This window comes from Microbacterium invictum (assembly GCF_034421375.1).
GTDB classification, from domain to species: domain Bacteria; phylum Actinomycetota; class Actinomycetes; order Actinomycetales; family Microbacteriaceae; genus Microbacterium; species Microbacterium invictum_A.
The window spans coordinates 2,432,277-2,450,035 of record NZ_CP139779.1 but is presented as its reverse complement, the minus strand read 5'-3'; the positions used below and the strand labels follow the sequence as shown (position 1 = coordinate 2,450,035).

Sequence of the window (17,759 nt, the reverse complement as noted above, 5' to 3'; positions counted from 1 at the left end):
ATGGCGCACGTCTGGCGGGGAGTCCTCCGCGAATACGCCGACCGACTCGGAGTGACCGACGACTCCACCGTGGTCACGCTGGGGGAGGGCGGCACGCCCCTCCTTCCGGCACCGGCGCTGTCCCGGCGCACCGGCGCCGACGTCTGGGTGAAGTACGAGGGGATGAACCCCACCGGATCGTTCAAGGACCGCGGCATGACGGTTGCGCTCTCGCGCGCCGTCGAGCACGGCGCGAAGGCGGTCATCTGCGCGTCCACGGGCAACACCTCCGCCTCGGCGGCGGCCTACGCCGCGCACGCCGGCATCACCGCCGCCGTGCTGGTGCCCGAGGGCAAGATCGCCATGGGCAAGCTCAGCCAGGCGGTCGCCCACCAGGGCCGCCTCATCCAGATCCGCGGCAACTTCGACGACTGCCTCGAGATCGCGCGCGAGCTCGCCGACAACTACCCCGTGCACCTGGTCAACTCCGTCAACCCCGACCGGATCGAAGGCCAGAAGACCGCGGCCTACGAGGTCGTCGAGGTCCTCGGCGACGCGCCGGACTTCCACTTCATCCCCGTCGGGAACGCCGGCAACTACACCGCCTACTCACGCGGTTACCGCGAAGAGGTCGAGCGGGGTGCCTCGACGCGCCTGCCTCGCATGTTCGGGTTCCAGGCGGCCGGCAGCGCACCGCTCGTCAGCGGCGCCGTCGTGCGTCACCCCGAGACGATCGCCAGCGCGATCCGGATCGGCAACCCCGCCTCGTGGCAGTTCGCCCTCGAGGAGCGCGAGGCCACGGACGGTTACTTCGGCGCCATCGACGACGAGCGGATCCTCGCCGCGCAGAAGCTGCTGTCGGGCGAGGTCGGCATCTTCGTCGAGCCCGCCTCGGCGATCAGCGTCGCGGGGCTCCTCGACCGCGCCGAGGCCGGGGTCATTCCCGCCGGCTCGCGCGTGGTGCTCACCGTGACCGGTCACGGGCTGAAGGATCCGCAGTGGGCGCTGCGCAACGCCGACGGCTCGGAGGTGCAGCCGACGGTGGTCGACGCCGCGACCACCGAGGTCGCCTCGGTGCTCGAGCTCGCGCCCGTCGCGGCACCGGCGTGAGCGCGGTGCCCGTGGGGCGAGAAGTCGTCGTGCGGGTGCCGGCGACGAGCGCGAACCTCGGCCCCGGCTTCGACACGCTCGGCCTGGCCCTCAGCGTCTACGACGAGCTCACCGTCACCGCCCTCGACCCGGGGCACCTCGAGATCGACGTCGAGGGCCAGGGGTCGGACGGTGTCCCGCGCGACGCCTCGCACCTGGTGGTGCAAGCCGTCCGTTATGCGTTCGACGCGGTCGGACGCGAGATGCCGGGGCTGCGGCTGCGCGCCGTCAACGTCATCCCGCACGGTCGGGGCCTCGGGTCCTCGGGCGCGGCCGTCGTCTCGGGCCTCCTCGCCGCGAAGGGTCTGCTCGCCGGCGACGTCGATCTCGACGACGACACCCTGCTGCGACTGGCCACCGAGATGGAGGGCCACCCCGACAACGTCGCGCCCGCCCTCTTCGGGGGACTCACGATCGCCTGGGTCGACCACGGGCGGCCGCAGCACAAGAAGCTGCTCGTGCACCGCGGTGTCGCGCCGCTGGTGTTCGTCCCCGAGTTCACGATGTCCACCTCGGTCGCGCGGAGCCTGCAGCCCCTTCAGGTGCCCCGCGAGGATGCCGTCTTCAACGTGTCGCGATCGGCGCTGCTGATCGCCGCGCTCACCCAGAGCCCCGAGCTGCTGCTCGCCGCGACCGAGGACAAGCTGCACCAGAACTACCGTGCGCAGGCCATGCCCGACACCGACAGGCTGGTGCGGGCGCTGCGCGCCGTCGGGTTCGCCGCGGTCGTCTCCGGCGCCGGGCCCAGTGTCCTCGTGCTCGCCGACGGACCCGGTCGGCGCCTCGAAGCGGTGGCCGTCGCCGAGCGCGCCACCGACACCCCGTGGGAGGCGCTCATGCTGGCCGTGGACGTCAAGGGTGGTACAGTGAGGGAGTACGCGGAGGGTTCCACGTGACACGTGAATCTGGCCTCCGTCGCAATTCTGCGAAAACACCGCACACCTCTCGTCCTGCCGAGGCGCTCTAGCCACGCCGGGTCGCCGGGCACCGGACGAGATTCTGCTTTGCCGCGCGTGCGGTCATCGTGCACCGTCTGACATCCATCTGCCTGCAATCTGCTGACAAGGAGAACTCGTGGAGTCCATCTCCGAGGTCCACACCCCTGACGACACCACCGACGAGCGCGCAGACGCGCCCGCGGACGCCGCCACGGACCCGAACACCACCCCTGACAACCCGGCTGACGCCGAAGCTCCGACCGACGCCGACGCGTCGGCCGAGGGCGCGGATGCCGCCGCTGCGGCGGCTCCGGAGGAATCACCGGCCGCTGACCCCGCCGACGCACCGGCCGCTGAGGGCGCCCCCGCCGAGGACGCGGCTGCGGAGGAGGCTCCGGCGGAGACCGCGCCGCGCAAGCGCGCGCCCCGTCGAGCAAAGACCGAGGGCGTGACCGCGACCACCCGCCCCAAGCGCACCCGCGCCACCAAGGCCAGCGCGGCCGCCGACGCCGCCGCTGCGGACGCCGCATCCGCGGCCGAGGTCGAGCCCGCCGCAGCCGAGCCCACCGCTGACCAGCCGGCTGCCGACCAGCCTGCCGCCGACCAGCCCGCGGAAGACCAGCCCGCCGCCGGCGAGGCCGGAGCTTCGGGGTCCGAGACCGCCGCAGACATCGCGGCATCCGACGAGACCCCCTCCGGGGCCACCGCGACCCCTGACGCCGCCCCGGGCGGCGACGGTGCAGCGGAACCCGAGGCGGCTGCCGCCGCGCAGTCCGACGACGCGCCGGCCGCGCCCGAGAGCGGCGACGCCGACTCCCGCGACGACAGCGCCGACGAGACCCCGTCCCGCGGACGGAGCCGCAACCGCAGCCGCAACCGCAACCGCGGCGGCCAGAACGGCAACGCCCAGGAGGCCGGCAACGGCCAGGGCACCCAGAACCAGGGCGCTCAGAACCAGGGCGGAAACGGTCGTGGGGCGCAGAACCAGAACGGCGGCACCCCTGCCAACGCCGGCCCGGAGGCCTCCGACGACGACACCTCGTCGACGGGCGGTCGGGGACGCCAGCGCAACAAGCGCCGCGGTCAGGGCCCGGTCGACGAGTTCGAGACCGAGATCAACGAGGACGACGTCCTCATCCCGATCGCGGGCATCCTCGACGTGCTCGACAACTACGCGTTCGTCCGCACCACCGGGTACCTCCCCGGCCCGCAGGACGTCTACGTCTCGCTCGGCCAGGTGAAGAAGTACAACCTGCGCAAGGGCGACGCGGTCGTCGGCTCGATCAAGCAGCCGCGCGAGGGTGAGCAGTCCAGCCGCCAGAAGTACAACGCGCTGGTCAAGGTCGACGCCGTGAACGGTCTGTCGGTCGACGACGCCGCCGAGCGCGTCGAGTTCGGCAAGCTCACGCCGCTCTACCCCCAGGAGCGCCTGCGCCTGGAGACCGCGCCCGAGAAGCTGACGCAGCGCATCATCGACCTCGTCGCCCCGATCGGCAAGGGTCAGCGCGGCCTCATCGTCGCCCCGCCCAAGGCCGGCAAGACGATCGTGCTGCAGCAGATCGCCAACGCCATCGCGACCAACAACCCCGAGGTGCACCTGATGGTCGTGCTCGTCGACGAGCGCCCCGAAGAGGTCACCGACATGCAGCGGACGGTTCGCGGCGAGGTCATCGCCTCGACCTTCGACCGCCCCGCCGAGGACCACACCACGGTCGCCGAGCTCGCCATCGAGCGTGCGAAGCGCCTGGTGGAGCTCGGTCGCGATGTCGTCGTGCTGCTCGACTCGATCACGCGCCTCGGCCGTGCCTACAACATCTCGGCGCCCACCTCGGGTCGCGTGCTCACCGGCGGGGTCGACGCCTCGGCGCTGTACCCGCCCAAGCGCTTCTTCGGCGCGGCACGCAACATCGAGAACGGCGGTTCGCTCACGATCCTCGCCACGGCGCTGGTCGAGACCGGCTCGAAGATGGACGAGGTGATCTTCGAGGAGTTCAAGGGCACCGGCAACAGCGAGCTGCGTCTGAACCGCCAGCTCGCCGACAAGCGCATCTTCCCCGCCGTCGACGTCAACGCCTCGTCGACGCGTCGGGAGGAGATGCTGATGTCGGCGGACGAGGTCAAGATCACCTGGAAGCTCCGCCGCGCCCTCGCGGGCCTGGACCCCCAGCAGGCGCTGGAGGTCGTGCTCGGCAAGCTCAAGGAGACGGGCTCGAACGTGGAGTTCCTCGTCCAGATGCAGAAGTCGATGCCGGCTCCCACCCAGGGCGGTCACGGCGGCCACGGCGGCAGCCACGGTCACGACAACAGCATCCGCTGAGCGGGTCGCCCGTGGCTGAGCCCGCCATGTGGGAATCGGTGCGCGCACTGATCGACGAGCACGCCGCGGTGCAGCACGAGCTGTCCGACCCGGCGGTGCACGCCGACGCCGCGCGCGCCAAGCGCGTCAACCGGCGGTACGCGGAGCTCTCGCGCATCGTCACGGCGCACGAGGCCGTGCTCGCGGCATCCGAGGATCTGGACGCCGCGCGCGACCTCGCCCGGGAGGATGCGTCGTTCGCCGAGGAGGTGCCGTCCCTGGAGGCGCGGCTCGCCGATGCGCAGGAGAAACTGCGGCGGCTGCTGATCCCGCGGGATCCGGATGACGCCCGCGACGTGATCATGGAGATCAAGGCCGGCGAGGGCGGCGCCGAAAGCGCGCTGTTCGCCGCCGACCTGCTGCGCATGTACCTGCAGTACGCCGCGGCGAAGGGCTGGAAGACCGAGCTCCTCGAGCGCACCGAGTCCGACCTCGGCGGGTACAAGGACGTCCAGGTGGCGATCAAGGGATCCTCGTCCGACCCCGCGCAGGGCGTGTGGGCGCACCTGAAGTACGAGGGCGGCGTGCACCGCGTGCAGCGGGTCCCGGCGACGGAGTCGCAGGGGCGGATCCACACCTCGACCACCGGCGTGCTCGTCTTCCCCGAGGTCGACGAACCCGAAGAGGTGCAGATCGATCCCAACGAGCTGAAGATCGACGTCTTCCGCTCCTCAGGCCCCGGCGGCCAGTCGGTGAACACGACCGACTCGGCGGTGCGCATCACCCACCTCCCGACCGGGATCGTCGTGTCCATGCAGAACGAGAAGTCCCAGCTGCAGAACCGCGAGGCGGGCATGCGGGTGCTCCGGGCCCGGCTCCTGGCGCGTCAGCAGGAGGAACGCGATGCCGCGGCATCCGATGCCCGGAAGTCGCAGATCCGCGGCATGGATCGCTCCGAGCGCATCCGCACCTACAACTTCCCCGAGAACCGCATCGCCGACCATCGCACCGGCTACAAGGCCTACAACCTCGACCAGGTGATGGACGGGGCGCTCGAGCCGCTCATCGAATCGTGCATCGCCGCGGATGAGGAGGAGCGCCTCGCCGCCCTCGGCGGCGAGGGCGACGCCTGACCCGATCCCGCCCGGGATCGTTCCGCCGCTTTACACCGGCGCGGGGATGTGGTCGGGTGAGCGCGAGCGCCGTCTCGTCGCTGCCGCACCGTTCGGAGGTCGTCCATGCCCACTGACCGCATCCTCACCGCCGGAACGGTGATCACCATGGATCCGGCGCGGCCGCGTGCCGACGCGATCGCCCTCTCCGGGGAGCGCATCGTCGCGGTCGGCACCGTGGCCGAATGCCGCGCCGTTCTCCCTGACGCCGCGCTCGTCGACACCGGGGCGGCGGCGCTTCTTCCCGGCTTCATCGACGCGCACTCGCATCCTGTCCTCAGCGGCATGGCGACGATGCCGCCGGCGTACTGGATCGCACCGTGGTTCGCGCCCACCTGGGACGACGTCCTCGCCGTCTTCCGCCGCGCGATCGACGAGACCCAGCCGGGAGCCCCGCTGTCGTTCTTCGGCTTCGACGGCCTCCTCCAGCGGCATGCCACTCCCGACGCCGACGAACTGGATGCGATCTTCGGCGATCGGATGGTGCTCGTGGCCAACAACTCCGGCCATGCGGCGTCGGTGACCTCTGCGGTGCTGCGGACGCTCGGCTGGACCGAGAACCCTCCGGCCGATCCCGTGGGTGGGAGCTTCGGCCGGCGGGCGGACGGCCGCCTGGACGGCCGGGCCACGGAGGTGCCCGCGATGATGGCTCTGGCCACCCCCGTCCTCCAGGCGGTGTCGACCGGGACGAAGCCCCTGCAGGGCGCGGTGGAGTACTACATGCTCATGGCCTCGGCGGGGATCACCTCGACGTCCGAGCACACCTACAAGACGCCGCTGAAACAGGCCTACGAGACCCTCGCGGCGCTGCCGCACTGCCCTCTCCGCATCACGCTCTACCACATGTCGACCGAGCCCGACTGCGCCGATCCCTTCGTCTCGACGGCGCCCGCGACCATGCTGCGCAAGCGCGGCATCAAGCTGTGGGCGGACGGCTCACCCTGGGTGGGGAACGTGGCGATGAGCACCCCCTACCTCGACACCCCGACGACACGGGCGGCCGGGATCCCTGCGGGGGTGACGGGGGAGGGGCCGATGAACTACACCCGCGTGCAGCTCGATGCCCTGCTCGATGCCCACGCGCCGACAGGGTGGCAGATGGCCTTCCACGTCAACGGCGACATCGCCCTGGACGTCGTGCTGGACGCCTTCAGCCGCGCCCTCGATCGCCATGGGCTGACCCGGACCGATCATCGGTGGCGCGTGGAGCACATCGGCGGTGCGCGTCGCGACCAGTTCCGGCGGATGGCCGATCTCGGCGTCGTCGCCTCGATGGGACCGTTCCAGTTCCACTACTGGGGAGACCTGCTGGACGGGCAGATCTTCGAGGCGGAGGTCGGATCGCGCTGGCAGCGCTTCCGCGACGCCTTCGACGCCGGCGTGCACCCGTCCTTCCACAACGACGGCAGCGTCAGCCCGCCGTCCCCGCTGCTGAACATCCAGACGGCCGTCACGCGGCGGACCTCCAGCGGGGCGGTACGCGGCGTCGATCAGGCGGTGACGCTGTTCGAGGCGATCGCGGCTGAGACGGTCAACGCGGCCTTCGCCCTCGGCACGGAGGCCGAGGTGGGCTCGATCGCGCCGGGGAAGCTCGCGGACCTCGTCGCGCTCGACGCCGACCCGTTCGCCGTGGCGCCCGAGCGGATCGGTGCCATCGGCGTCAAGGGCACGTGGATCGGGGGCGAGGCGATCGACCTGGGGGCGTTCGCGGCCGCATCGGGACAGGTCGACGACGCCGACTTCGCGGCACTGCGCACCCTGGGCATCCCCGCCTGCTGTCACCTCACGGCGTAGGCGGGAGCGGAAGCGGTCCGCGCAGTCCCTCGAGCTGAGCGGCGGCGGCGATGATCGCCCGCTCGCCGCCCGGTCGGCCGACGAGCTGCACGCTCACCGGATGCCCGCCCGTCATCGCAACGGGCAGCACGATCGCGGGGAGCCCGGCGACGTTGACGAAGCTGCTGAAGGGCGCATACTGCACCTGCTGGGCGAAGGTGCTCTCGGGGTCGTCGCCGTCGTACCAGCCGATCGGGCGCGGCGTCTGCGCGAGCGCGGGGGTGAGCACCACGTCGTACGGTGCGAAGGCGCGGATCGTCTCCCGCTCGAAGACGCGGGCCTCGGCCAGGGCGCTCAGCAGCACGCGCGCGTCCAGGGCCCGGCCCTCTCGCACCAGCCACGCCGTGAGGGGCTCGACGATTGCCAGGTCGTCGTGGGTGAGCGGGATGCGTGCGGCGCTCGCGCGCCAGAGCACCCGGAAGAGCGGGCCGTAGCGCTGCGGCTGCCACGAGGCATCCGTCACCTCGTGTCCGGCGGAGGCGAGCATCGTCGCGGCCGCGTGCAGCGCATCGACCGCGGAGGGGTCCACGGCGATGTCGATGTCGTCGTCCCAGGGCGACACGGTGGTGAGGCCCACACGCAGACGCGGCGGGTCGCCCGCCGTGGCCGGGAGGAACGGCGGTGCGTCGCCCGCGCGCACCGAGAAGTCGTACGGGGCGAGCGCGCAGAGGGCGTCGAGGAGGAACGCCGCGTCGGCGACCGTCCGCGCGAGGGGCCCGGTGACGGCGAGGCCCTCGGGGGCGTCCAGGCCCGATCCGAGGGGGAGGCGCCCCCGCGAGGGCTTCAGCCCCACGACGCCGACCGTGGCCGCGGGGATGCGGATCGATCCACCGCCGTCCGAGGCCGGAGCGATGGCCAGCACCCCCGTCGCCACGGCGACCGCGGCCCCGCCGCTCGAGCCGCCGGCGCCGTCGCCGGGGTTCCAGGGGTCGCGCGCCCACGCCCCGCCGCCCCGCGGCTCGGTGTACCCCGTGAGTCCGAACTCCGACGTGCTCGTCTTGCCGATGCTCACCGCGCCCGCGCGATCGAGAGCGGCCGCGAGCGGGTCGGACACCGTGGGGACGAACCCCTCGCGGGCGCGCGATCCGTACCGGGTCGGCACCCCGGCGCGCGCCACCAGGTCCTTGTCCGCGATCGGGATGCCCCACAGCGGCCCGTCCGGTGCCGTGGCGTCGCGTCGTGCCGCAGCGGCGCGCGCCCGTTCCGCGGTCACCTCGACGAAGGCGCCGAGCCCGCTCGTGGCCGCCGCCCGCGCGAGCGCGGCGTCGACGAGCTCCACGGCGCGGACCTCGCGACGCTGGAGCAGCGCGGCGAGGTCGACCGCCGACATCCCGAGAAGATCGCTCACCGGGACTCCTGCCGCCGCTGCCCGCGGATGTCGCGGCGTGGCGCGGGCGCCCGCCCGGCGGTCGGGAGCGCTGGGGCGTACCCTGAGCGCGTGATCATCTTCCTCATCCGCGCGCTCATCTTCCTCGTCTCGGCGGCGCTCGGGCTGATCGTGGCGGATCTGCTTCTCCCGGGATTCCGCATCGACTGGAGCACCTGGTGGGGGTTCGCCCTCGCGATCGTCATCTTCGCGGTGCTGCAGAGCATCCTCACCCCGTGGATCGCGAGCGTCGCGCGGCGGAACGCCCCGGCCCTCCTCGGCGGGATCGGGATCATCTCCACGCTCGTGGCTCTCGTCGTCGTGGTGGTCATCCCCGGGGCCGGCGTCACGATCGGCCAGCCGTTCGTGCTCACCTGGATCCTGGCGCCGGTGATCGTCTGGCTGGTCACCGCCCTCGCGACCCTCTTCCTCCCCATGATCTTCCTCAAGCGCCGCATCGACGACCGGCGGGACGGCGGGGCGACGCGGGCGTGAGCACGCTCAGATCACGTACTCGGGGGCGGTGAGCACCGCCCGGGTGTCCATCCCCTCCCGACGGGTTCGGGGCTTGGCGGGCACACCCACCAGAACACTGTCGGCGGGGGCGTCCTTGGTCACCACGGCGTTCGCGCCGACGACCGAGCGGGCGCCGATGGTGATCGGTCCGAGGATCTTGGCGCCCGCGCCGACGGCGACGCCGTCGCGAAGCGTGGGGTGCCGTTTGCCGCCCTCGCGCTGCCGTCCGCCCAGGGTCACGCCGTGGTAGAGCATCACGTCGTCGCCGACCTCGGCGGTCTCTCCGATGACGACCCCCATGCCGTGATCGATGAAGAACCGGCGCCCGATGATCGCACCGGGGTGGATCTCGATGCCCGTGAGCCAGCGGGTGACCTGCGAGCCGAGGCGTGCGACGAAGCGCAGGCGCCGGCGCCAGAGGGCATGCCAGACGCGGTGCGCCCAGATCGCGTGGAGTCCGGGGTAGAGCAGCGCGATCTCCAGTGCGCTGCGCGCCGCGGGGTCGCGCAGCTTCGCCGCGGCGAGGTCTTCTCGCACGCGCGAAAGGGCTCGGGTGAGGATCACGCCGGCACCGCCTGTTCCTCGCGGAGATCCGCGTACATCGCCGTCGAGAGATAGCGCTCGCCGGAGTCGGGCACGATGACGACGATCCGCGTGCCACGAGCCTCGGGGCGGCGTGCGATCTGCAGCGCCGCGCTCACCGCGGCGCCCGCCGACATCCCCGCGAGGATGCCCTCGCGGGTGGCCAGGTCTCGCGCGACCTGGATCGCGTCGTCGAATTCGGCGTCGATGATCTCGTCCACGACGCTGCGATCGAGCACGTCCGGGACGAAGTTGGGGCCGATGCCCTGGATGCGGTGCCCGCCCGCTCGCCCCTCGGTGAGGACGGGGGAGTCCTTGGGCTGCACGAGCACGATGCGCACGTCGGGGTTCCGCTCCTTGAGCACACCGCCGACGCCGGTGATCGTGCCGCCGGTGCCCGACCCCGCGACGAGATAGTCCACGCGCCCCTCGGTGTCTCGCCAGATCTCCTCCGCGGTGGTCCGGCGGTGGATCTCGGGGTTGGCGGGATGCTCGAACTGACGGGCGAGGACGGCGCCGGGGGTGTCGGCGGCGATCTGCTGGGCGGTGCGAACCGCCTCGGTCATCCCCTTATACGGATCGGTGAGCACGAGTTCGGCCCCGTAGGCCTTCAGGAGCGTCCGGCGCTCCTTCGACATCGACGCCGGCATGGTGAGGATCACGCGATAGCCGCGGGCGGCCCCGACGAGGGCGAGGGCGATACCGGTGTTCCCGCTCGTGGACTCCACGATCGTGCCGCCGGGCTGGAGCGCACCGGACGCCTCCGCGGCGTCGACGAGCGCGATCCCGAGGCGGCACTTCACGCTCGCGCCGGGGTTGTAGAACTCCAGCTTGGCGACCACCTCGGCGTGGAGGCCGGCGGTCAGCGCGTTCAGCCGCACGAGCGGCGTGCCGCCGAACGCGGTGGTGATGTCGGGATGGATGGCGGACACGGGAGCGCTCGTGGGCCTGGGCGAGCCCGGCTCAGTCCTCGCGGAGGTCGGCGTACAGCGGCGTGGAGAGGTAGCGCTCGCCGAACGACGGGATGATCACGACGATGTTCTTCCCCGCGGCCTCGGGACGTGCCGCCAGCTGCAGCGCCGCCCACACGGCGGCGCCCGAGGAGATCCCCACGAGGATGCCCTCGCGGGCGCCCACGTCGCGCGCCGTCGCGACGGCGTCGTCGAACTCGACGTCGAACACCTCGTCGATCACGCCCTGGTCGAGGATGGCGGGGATGAAGTTCGGGCCGATCCCCTGGATCTTGTGCGGCCCCGGGGTGCCCTTGGTCAGCAGCGGCGAATCGGCCGGCTCGACCGCGACGATCTTCACGCCCGGCACTCGCTCCTTCAGCACCTGCCCGACGCCGGTGATGGTGCCCCCGGTGCCGATGCCCGCGACGAGGTAGTCGACGGCTCCGTCGGTGTCGCGGAGGATCTCCTCCGCCGTGGTCTTGCGATGGATCGCCGGGTTCGCCTCGTTCTCGAACTGACGGGCGAGCACCGCGCCCGGGGTCTCGGCCACGATCTCCTGGGCCTTGGCGACGGCGCCCTTCATGCCCCCGGCAGGGTCGGTGAGGACGACCTCGGCGCCGTATGCCCGCAGCAGAATACGGCGCTCGATCGACATCGAGGACGGCATCGCCAGGATCACCTTGTAACCGCGGGCGGCGCCGACCATGGCCAGCGCGATGCCGGTGTTGCCGCTCGTCGCCTCGACGATGGTGCCGCCGGGCTTCAGTTCCCCGGATGCCTCCGCCGCATCCACGATGGCGATGCCGAGGCGGTCCTTGACGCTGGATGCCGGGTTGTAGAACTCCAGCTTCGCGATGACGGTGCCGGGGAGGCCCTCGGTGACCCGGTTCAGTCGGACGAGCGGCGTGTCGCCGAAGGCGGACGTGATGTCGGGGTGGATGCCGGGCATTGCTGACCTTTCGGGCGGTGGGGGTGACCCTTGAAAGCCTAGGGGAGGAGCGGCGACGCGGCCCGAATGTGACAGTCTGGACGGCGGTCATGAACACCTTCCCCGCCGAGATCCCGCTCGCCGAAGCGCTGCGCGACGCCCAGGCCCGGCTCGAGCGCGCCGGTGTCGGGGGTGCGGACGTCGATGCCGAGCTCCTCGCCGCGCACGCGCTGGGAGTCGGCCGCGGCGAGGTGCAGGCGGCCGCGATCCGAGGCGCACGGCTGGATCCGGCCCGCCGCGCCCGCTTCGATGTCCTGGTCGCGCAGCGGGCAACCCGTGTGCCGCTGCAGCACCTCACCGGACGCGCGCCCTTCCGTCACCTCGAGTTGCGCGTCGGACCCGGGGTTTTCGTCCCCCGGCCCGAGACCGAGATGGTCGCCCAGCTCGCCATCGACGCCCTCCGGGCCGCGGCGACCCCCGAGCCGATCGGCGTGGATCTCGGCACCGGCAGCGGCGCGATCGCCCTCGCCCTCGCGACCGAGGTTCCGCACGCGCGGGTGCACGCCGCCGAGAACGACGTCCAGGCGTACCTGTGGGCCAGGGAGAACTTCGCCGAGGTGGGCGCGGCGAACGCGCGGGTCGCCTTCGTCGACCTCGCCGAGGCCTTCCCCGACCTCGACGGGACGGTGTCGGTGCTGGTGTCCAACCCTCCCTACGTTCCCGACGACGCGGTGCCGCGCGATCCCGAGGTGCGCTTCTTCGATCCGCCGGCAGCGCTGTACGGCGGCCCGGACGGGCTCGACGTCGTCCGGGTGCTGAGCGCCGTGGGCCGGCGTCTGCTCCACCCCGGCGGCGTCCTCGTCCTCGAGCACGGCGAATGGCAGGGGCCCGACATCCGGACTCTTCTGACGGCGGACGGATGGCGGGCCGCGGCGACCCACCGCGACCTCACCCTCCGCGATCGGGCGACCACGGCCCTCCGCCCCTGACCCGGCGCGGATGGAGCGGAGCGGGGCGCGCGGAGGGCGGGGCCGTAGACTCGAGGCGTCATGTCTACCCTCTTCGACTGCCGTGACGACGAGCAGCTGCTCCCCGGCATGCGGCAGGCCCGTCAGGCCATCAGCCGCGGCGACCTCGTCGTGATGCCCACCGACACCGTGTACGGCGTGGCCGCCGACGCCTTCAACGCCCGCGCAGTGCAGCGACTGCTCGACGCCAAGGGTCGCGGGCGCCAGTCGCCCCCGCCCGTGCTCGTCGCGGGCCAGGCGACGCTCCGGGCGCTGGTCGCCGAGGTCCCCGAGCCGGTCGAGCGCCTCGTCGCGGAGTTCTGGCCGGGCGGGCTGACGATCGTCCTCCCCTCCCAGCCGTCGCTGTCGTGGGACCTCGGTGAGACACACGGCACCGTCGCGGTCCGCATGCCCGCCCACCGCATCGCGCTGGAGCTGCTGGAAGAGACCGGGCCGCTCGCCGTGTCCAGCGCCAACCTCACCGGGCGCCCGGCGGCGGTCGAGATCGGTGAAGCCCAGGCGATGCTCGGCGAGAGCATCGACGTCTACCTCGACGGCGGGCCCGCCGACGTCGGGGTCGCCTCCACGATCCTGGACGCCACATCCCTGGTCGTCCGCGGAGCGGAGCCGCGCGTGCGGATCCTCCGCGACGGCGCCATCGCACGGGATCGGCTCCGCGAGGTGCTGGGCGACCTGCTGGAGGATGCGGAGCCGGCTGCGCCGGATGGCACAGGGTGAAGCAGTACGTCTTCACGGTCCTCTTCACCGCCACCGTCACCTTCGTGCTGACGTGGGTGGTCTGGCGACTGAGCCTGCGCTTCAAGCTGTACCCCGGCATCCGAGAGCGCGACGTCCACAAGACCCCCACCCCGCGTCTGGGGGGAGTGGCGATGTTCCTGGGGGTGGTCGCGGCCTTCCTGGTGTCGTCGCAGAACCCGTTCTTCGCCATCGTCTGGCTCGAGCCGCGCACGGTGATCTCGATCCTCGTCGCCACTGCCCTGATCGTCGTCGTCGGAGTCGCCGACGACCTGTTCGATCTGGACTGGATGGTCAAGCTGGGCGCGCAGTTCGTCGCGGCGGGGATCATCGCCTGGTTCGGGGGGCTGCAGATCTACACGCTGCCGATCGGCGACCTCATCATCGGCTCGGGCTGGCAGAGCTTCCTGCTCACCGTCCTGTCGATCGTGATCGTCATGAACGCGGTCAACTTCATCGACGGGCTGGACGGCCTCGTCGCCGGCGTCTGCCTCATCGCCAACGGGGTCTTCTTCGCCTACTCGTACCTGCTCGCCCGCGACACAGGGCAGAACACCTACTTCAACCTCGCCACCCTCATCGCCGCGATCCTCATCGGCGCGTGCATCGGATTCCTGCCGCTGAACTGGAGCCCCGCGAAACTGTTCATGGGGGATTCCGGGGCACTGATGCTGGGCCTGCTCATGGCCTGCTCCGCGATCTCCATCACCGGGCAGCTCTCGCCCGAGCTGCTCGACCCCGAGCGCTTCGGACGCTCCCAGCTGCTGGGTGCCTTCATCCCGATCATCCTGCCGATCGTGGTGGTGCTGCTGCCGCTCCTCGATTTCGGCCTCGCCGTCATCCGACGCATGCGGGCGGGCAAGTCGCCGTTCTCGCCCGACCGCAAGCACCTGCATCACCGGATGCTCGACATGGGGCACAGCGACCGTGACGCCGTGCTGATCTTCTACTCGTGGACCGCGGTGGTCAGCCTCGCGGTACTGCTGATGTACGTCGGCACCCAGGAGGAATGGCCGGGAGACTATCTCCTGGGCGTCGCCCTCGGCGCCGTCGGCGTCGTCGCCTGCCTCGTGGTCACCCTCCTCCCCGCTCGCCAGCGCGGCCGCAGTGCCGCAGACGTCCCCCAGGAAGCCTCATGACCTCCGACGTGTCCAGCAATCCCATCCTCCGCACCACCCTCCTGTGGTCGGGGGTGGTCACCGTGGTGCTCGCCGTCGCCGCGGCGATCGTCGGAGGTCTCGTGGCGGGGCCCGACGGGGTGTGGAGCGCCCTCTCGGGCGTCATCCTGGCCGCGGTCTTCCTCGGCATCACCGGCGCGAGCATCCTCATCGCCAACCGCTGGTTCGGGGATCCTCTCTATGTGCCGGTCTTCTTCGGGATCGTCATGGGCGGCTGGATCCTCAAGCTCATCATCTTCATCGTCGCCCTGATCATCCTGCGCGGGCAGCCGTGGCTCGACGGACCGGTCTTCTTCGTCGCCGTCGTGGTGAGCGTCCTGGCCTCGCTCACGATCGACGTCGTCGTGCTCACCCGGATGCGCGTGCCGCACGTCAGCGACGTGTCGCTGCCTACCACGGACCCGGAGCAGGACCGCTACCGGCCTCTCGATGACGAGAAGGACCAGGACACCGGGAAAAACGCCGCGCCCTGAGTTTGATAGGGTGGTGTTTGCGCCCGCCCGCCGCTCTGCGCGCGTCTGCGGAACGACTCTCACCGACCATCGTCGCAACGGTCCTCGACCGGTGCCCCGAAGCTGGAGCCCGCGCTGTCTACTCAAGCTGCGACCCTGATCGCGAATGCCTCGTCGTCCGACGGTGAGTTCCACCCGCCCTCGATCTCGGACTTCTTCCCGCCGAACATCCTCGAAGGCCTCGGGCTTCCGATCGAGTTCACGCGCATCAACCTGGTGCAGGTGCTCGCGACGATCGTCCTCGTGCTGGTGTTCGTGATCGGCACACGCCGCATGCGGATGATCCCGACCCGCTTCCAGAGCATCGTGGAGATGGGCCTGGACTTCGTCCGCGTCAACATCGCGCACGACCTGCTCGGCCGGAAGGACGGCGACCGGTTCCTGCCGCTGCTGACGACGATGTTCTTCATGATCCTGTTCATGAACATCACCGGGATCATCCCGTTCCTGAACATCGCGGGAACGAGCGTCATCGCCGTGCCGCTGCTGCTCGCGGTCGTGTCCTACGTGACCTTCATCTACGCGGGGCTTCGAAAGAGCCCGAAGAACTTCCTGAAGAACTCGCTGTTCCCCTCGGGAGTCCCGCCGTTCCTCTACATCATCGTCACGCCGCTGGAGTTCCTCTCGACCTTCATCATCCGGCCGGTGACGCTGACTCTGCGACTGCTGATGAACATGATCGTCGGGCACCTGATGCTCGTGCTGTTCTTCTCCGCGACGCAGTTCTTCCTCTTCACCGCCGACGGCCTGTGGAAGGCCTTCGGTGTCGGAACCCTCGCCTTCGGGCTGGCCTTCACTCTCTTCGAGATGCTGGTCGCCTTCCTGCAGGCCTACGTCTTCACGATCCTCACCGCGGTCTACATCCAGCTCGCGGTCGCGGAAGAGCACTGAGCGGGCGGGCTCCGGCCCACCCACCCAACCGAAAGGAAACACACCCGTGGATGCAACTACGGTTCTCGCCCAGGTCACCGGTTCGATCGCGACCGTCGGCTACGGCCTCGCCGCCATCGGCCCCGCCATCGGCGTGGGCATCGTCGTCGGCAAGACCATCGAGGGCGTCGCTCGTCAGCCCGAGCTGGCCGGTCGCCTCCAGGTCCTGATGTGGATCGGTATCGCGTTCACCGAGGCGCTTGCGTTCATCGGCATCGCCACCGGCTTCATCTTCGGCGCCTGATCCCCCTTCCTCACGTTTAAGGAGACGAGATGCTGAACGCTCTTGTCACTCTCGCTGCGGAAGAGGGTGAGTCGCAGAACCCGCTGCTGCCGGCGTACTACGACATCATCTGGTCGCTGGTGTGCTTCATCGTCATCCTGGCGGTGTTCTGGCGCATCGTGCTGCCGCGCATGCAGAAGCTGCTCGACGAGCGCGCTGCCGCGATCGAAGGCAACATCGCCAAGGCCGACGAGGCCCAGCGCAAGGCCGAGGCCGCGCTGGAGGAGTACACCGCGCAGCTTGCCGACGCCCGGCGCGAAGCCGGTGAGATCCGCGACGCCGCCCGCGAGGACGGCAAGAAGATCCTCGCCGAGGCGAAGGACGCCGCCGCCTCCGAGGCTGCGCGCATCACGGCGACGGCACACGCCCAGATCGAGGCGGAGCGTCAGTCGGCGCTGGTGTCGCTGCGCAGCGAGGTGGGCACGCTCGCCCTCGACCTCGCCGGCGGCGTGATCGGCGAGACCCTCTCCGACGATGCGAAGGCTCAGGCCGTCGTCGATCGGTTCCTCGCCGAGCTCGAGGCGGACGAGGCCGCGAAGGCCACGACCGGTCAGAAGCAGGGCTCCTGATGGGCAGCGCGACCACGCAGGCCCGGGTGTCGGGCATCGCCGCACTGGATGCCGCGGCGATCACCGACCTCGCTGTGGCGCGTGAGCTCTTCGGGGTCGCGCGCGCCGTGGGGCAGACCCCTCAGCTGGCTTCTGCTCTGGCCGACGCGTCGGCACCGGCGCCGGCCCGGCAGAAGGTCGTCGACGACGTCTTCGGGCGTCAGGTGTCGGCCACCACGCGCACCCTCCTGGGCGCCGTGGTCGCAGAGCGCTGGTCGTCGGCCGCGGATCTGGTGGAGGGCATCGAAGAGCTCGCGGTGCGCGCGGCGGCTGTGGCGGAACCGCAGGCCGACGTCGAGGCCGACCTGTTCGCCTTCTCCCGTGTCGTCGCCGACAACGGAGAGCTGGAGCTTGCTCTCGGCAGCCGGCTGGGCGACCCGGCGGCCAAGGGTCGGCTGGTGTCGTCTCTGCTCACGGGTCGTGCCAGCGCGTCGGCGATCGTCATCGCCGACGCCCTCGTCCAGCAGCCTCGCGAACGACGGGTGCGGCAGCTCCTCACCTGGGCGATGCGCATCGTCGCCGACCAGCGCGGCCGGAAGGTCGCCACGGTCATCACCGCCGTCGCGTTGAGCGACGCCCAGATCGAGCGTCTGTCCCGGACGCTCTCGGCCCGCTACGGCACCGAGGTCTCGATCAACACCGTCGTCGACCCGACCGTGGTCGGGGGTCTGCGTGTGCAGATCGCCGACGACGTGATCGACGCCAGCGTGTCGTCGCGCCTCGCCGACCTCCGCCAGCGGCTGGCCGGATAACAGACTTCCCGGCGCTTCCGA

18 protein-coding genes are annotated in these 17,759 nt (G+C 71.1%); 14 read left to right on the top strand and 4 right to left on the bottom strand.

Going from position 1 to position 17,759, the window contains the following annotated elements; genetic code table 11:
• The 5 genes from thrC (at position 1) to T9R20_RS11830 (ending at position 7,328) form a co-directional block, all read left to right on the top strand.
• The gene (gene thrC, locus T9R20_RS11850; protein ID WP_322409509.1) at positions 1-1,089 is read left to right on the top strand and encodes a threonine synthase; all 1,089 of its coding nucleotides are present in this window, start codon (positions 1-3) and stop codon (positions 1,087-1,089) included.
• Positions 1,086-2,024 (top strand): homoserine kinase, encoded by a 939-nt coding sequence (gene thrB / locus T9R20_RS11845; protein ID WP_322409508.1) that lies wholly within the window; start codon positions 1,086-1,088, stop codon positions 2,022-2,024. The genes thrC and thrB overlap by 4 nt, the downstream gene beginning before the upstream one ends.
• 178 nt (positions 2,025-2,202) lie before the next feature.
• Positions 2,203-4,383: a transcription termination factor Rho gene (gene rho, locus T9R20_RS11840; protein WP_322409507.1), complete on the top strand. Its 2,181-nt coding sequence runs from the start codon at positions 2,203-2,205 to the stop codon at positions 4,381-4,383.
• Between the two features lie 26 nt (positions 4,384-4,409).
• Positions 4,410-5,495 carry a peptide chain release factor 1 gene (gene prfA, locus T9R20_RS11835; protein ID WP_322412169.1) on the top strand — a complete coding sequence of 362 codons (1,086 nt, stop codon included), beginning with the start codon at positions 4,410-4,412 and terminating at the stop codon, positions 5,493-5,495.
• A gap of 105 nt (positions 5,496-5,600) precedes the next feature.
• Positions 5,601-7,328 (top strand): amidohydrolase, encoded by a 1,728-nt coding sequence (locus T9R20_RS11830; RefSeq protein ID WP_322409506.1) that lies wholly within the window; start codon positions 5,601-5,603, stop codon positions 7,326-7,328.
• Here the strand turns inward: T9R20_RS11830 and T9R20_RS11825 are convergent.
• On the bottom strand, positions 7,318-8,715 hold the full coding sequence (locus T9R20_RS11825) for an amidase (protein ID WP_322409505.1): 1,398 nt from the start codon (positions 8,713-8,715) through the stop codon (positions 7,318-7,320). The two genes, T9R20_RS11830 and T9R20_RS11825, sit on opposite strands and share 11 nt — an antisense overlap.
• Before the next feature lie 90 nt (positions 8,716-8,805).
• Here T9R20_RS11825 and T9R20_RS11820 point away from each other — a divergent pair, with 90 nt between their 5' ends.
• Positions 8,806-9,228, top strand: coding sequence for a hypothetical protein (locus T9R20_RS11820; RefSeq protein WP_322409504.1), 423 nt, complete (start codon positions 8,806-8,808; stop codon positions 9,226-9,228).
• 6 nt (positions 9,229-9,234) lie between these two features.
• On the opposite strand, the gene epsC is transcribed toward T9R20_RS11820, so the two are convergent.
• From epsC to cysK (T9R20_RS11805), 3 genes are read right to left on the bottom strand one after another with little or no spacing between them, the layout of a single operon-like run.
• Positions 9,235-9,813, bottom strand: a complete 579-nt coding sequence (gene epsC, locus T9R20_RS11815; protein ID WP_322409503.1) for a serine O-acetyltransferase EpsC — start codon at positions 9,811-9,813, stop codon at positions 9,235-9,237.
• Positions 9,810-10,763, bottom strand: a complete 954-nt coding sequence (cysK, locus tag T9R20_RS11810) for a cysteine synthase A (RefSeq protein ID WP_322409502.1) — start codon at positions 10,761-10,763, stop codon at positions 9,810-9,812. The genes epsC and cysK (T9R20_RS11810) overlap by 4 nt, the downstream gene beginning before the upstream one ends.
• Positions 10,764-10,794: 31 nt before the next feature.
• Positions 10,795-11,733: a cysteine synthase A gene (cysK, locus tag T9R20_RS11805; protein ID WP_322409501.1), complete on the bottom strand. Its 939-nt coding sequence runs from the start codon at positions 11,731-11,733 to the stop codon at positions 10,795-10,797.
• An 89-nt stretch (positions 11,734-11,822) separates the two neighbouring features.
• On the opposite strand from cysK (T9R20_RS11805), the gene prmC reads away from it, so the two are divergent.
• The 8 genes from prmC (at position 11,823) to T9R20_RS11765 (ending at position 17,738) form a co-directional block, all read left to right on the top strand.
• A complete protein-coding gene (gene prmC, locus T9R20_RS11800) occupies positions 11,823-12,701 on the top strand; it encodes a peptide chain release factor N(5)-glutamine methyltransferase (protein ID WP_322409500.1) in 879 nt (292 codons plus the stop codon).
• A gap of 60 nt (positions 12,702-12,761) precedes the next feature.
• Positions 12,762-13,457, top strand: a complete 696-nt coding sequence (locus T9R20_RS11795; protein WP_322409499.1) for an L-threonylcarbamoyladenylate synthase — start codon at positions 12,762-12,764, stop codon at positions 13,455-13,457.
• Complete coding sequence (locus T9R20_RS11790) at positions 13,454-14,614, top strand: MraY family glycosyltransferase (RefSeq protein WP_322409498.1); 1,161 nt, start codon at positions 13,454-13,456, stop codon at positions 14,612-14,614. The genes T9R20_RS11795 and T9R20_RS11790 overlap by 4 nt, the downstream gene beginning before the upstream one ends.
• The gene (locus tag T9R20_RS11785; protein ID WP_322409497.1) at positions 14,611-15,126 is read left to right on the top strand and encodes a hypothetical protein; all 516 of its coding nucleotides are present in this window, start codon (positions 14,611-14,613) and stop codon (positions 15,124-15,126) included. Before T9R20_RS11790 ends, T9R20_RS11785 begins: the two co-directional genes overlap by 4 nt.
• 135 nt (positions 15,127-15,261) lie before the next feature.
• Positions 15,262-16,056, top strand: coding sequence for a F0F1 ATP synthase subunit A (atpB, locus tag T9R20_RS11780; RefSeq protein ID WP_322412168.1), 795 nt, complete (start codon positions 15,262-15,264; stop codon positions 16,054-16,056).
• Positions 16,057-16,102: 46 nt separating this feature from the next.
• Positions 16,103-16,339: an ATP synthase F0 subunit C gene (gene atpE, locus T9R20_RS11775; protein WP_124292836.1), complete on the top strand. Its 237-nt coding sequence runs from the start codon at positions 16,103-16,105 to the stop codon at positions 16,337-16,339.
• Positions 16,340-16,368: 29 nt separating this feature from the next.
• Positions 16,369-16,947, top strand: a complete 579-nt coding sequence (locus T9R20_RS11770) for a F0F1 ATP synthase subunit B (RefSeq protein WP_322409496.1) — start codon at positions 16,369-16,371, stop codon at positions 16,945-16,947.
• The gene (locus T9R20_RS11765; RefSeq protein ID WP_322409495.1) at positions 16,947-17,738 is read left to right on the top strand and encodes a F0F1 ATP synthase subunit delta; all 792 of its coding nucleotides are present in this window, start codon (positions 16,947-16,949) and stop codon (positions 17,736-17,738) included. The genes T9R20_RS11770 and T9R20_RS11765 overlap by 1 nt, the downstream gene beginning before the upstream one ends.
• Positions 17,739-17,759: the final 21 nt, after the last annotated feature.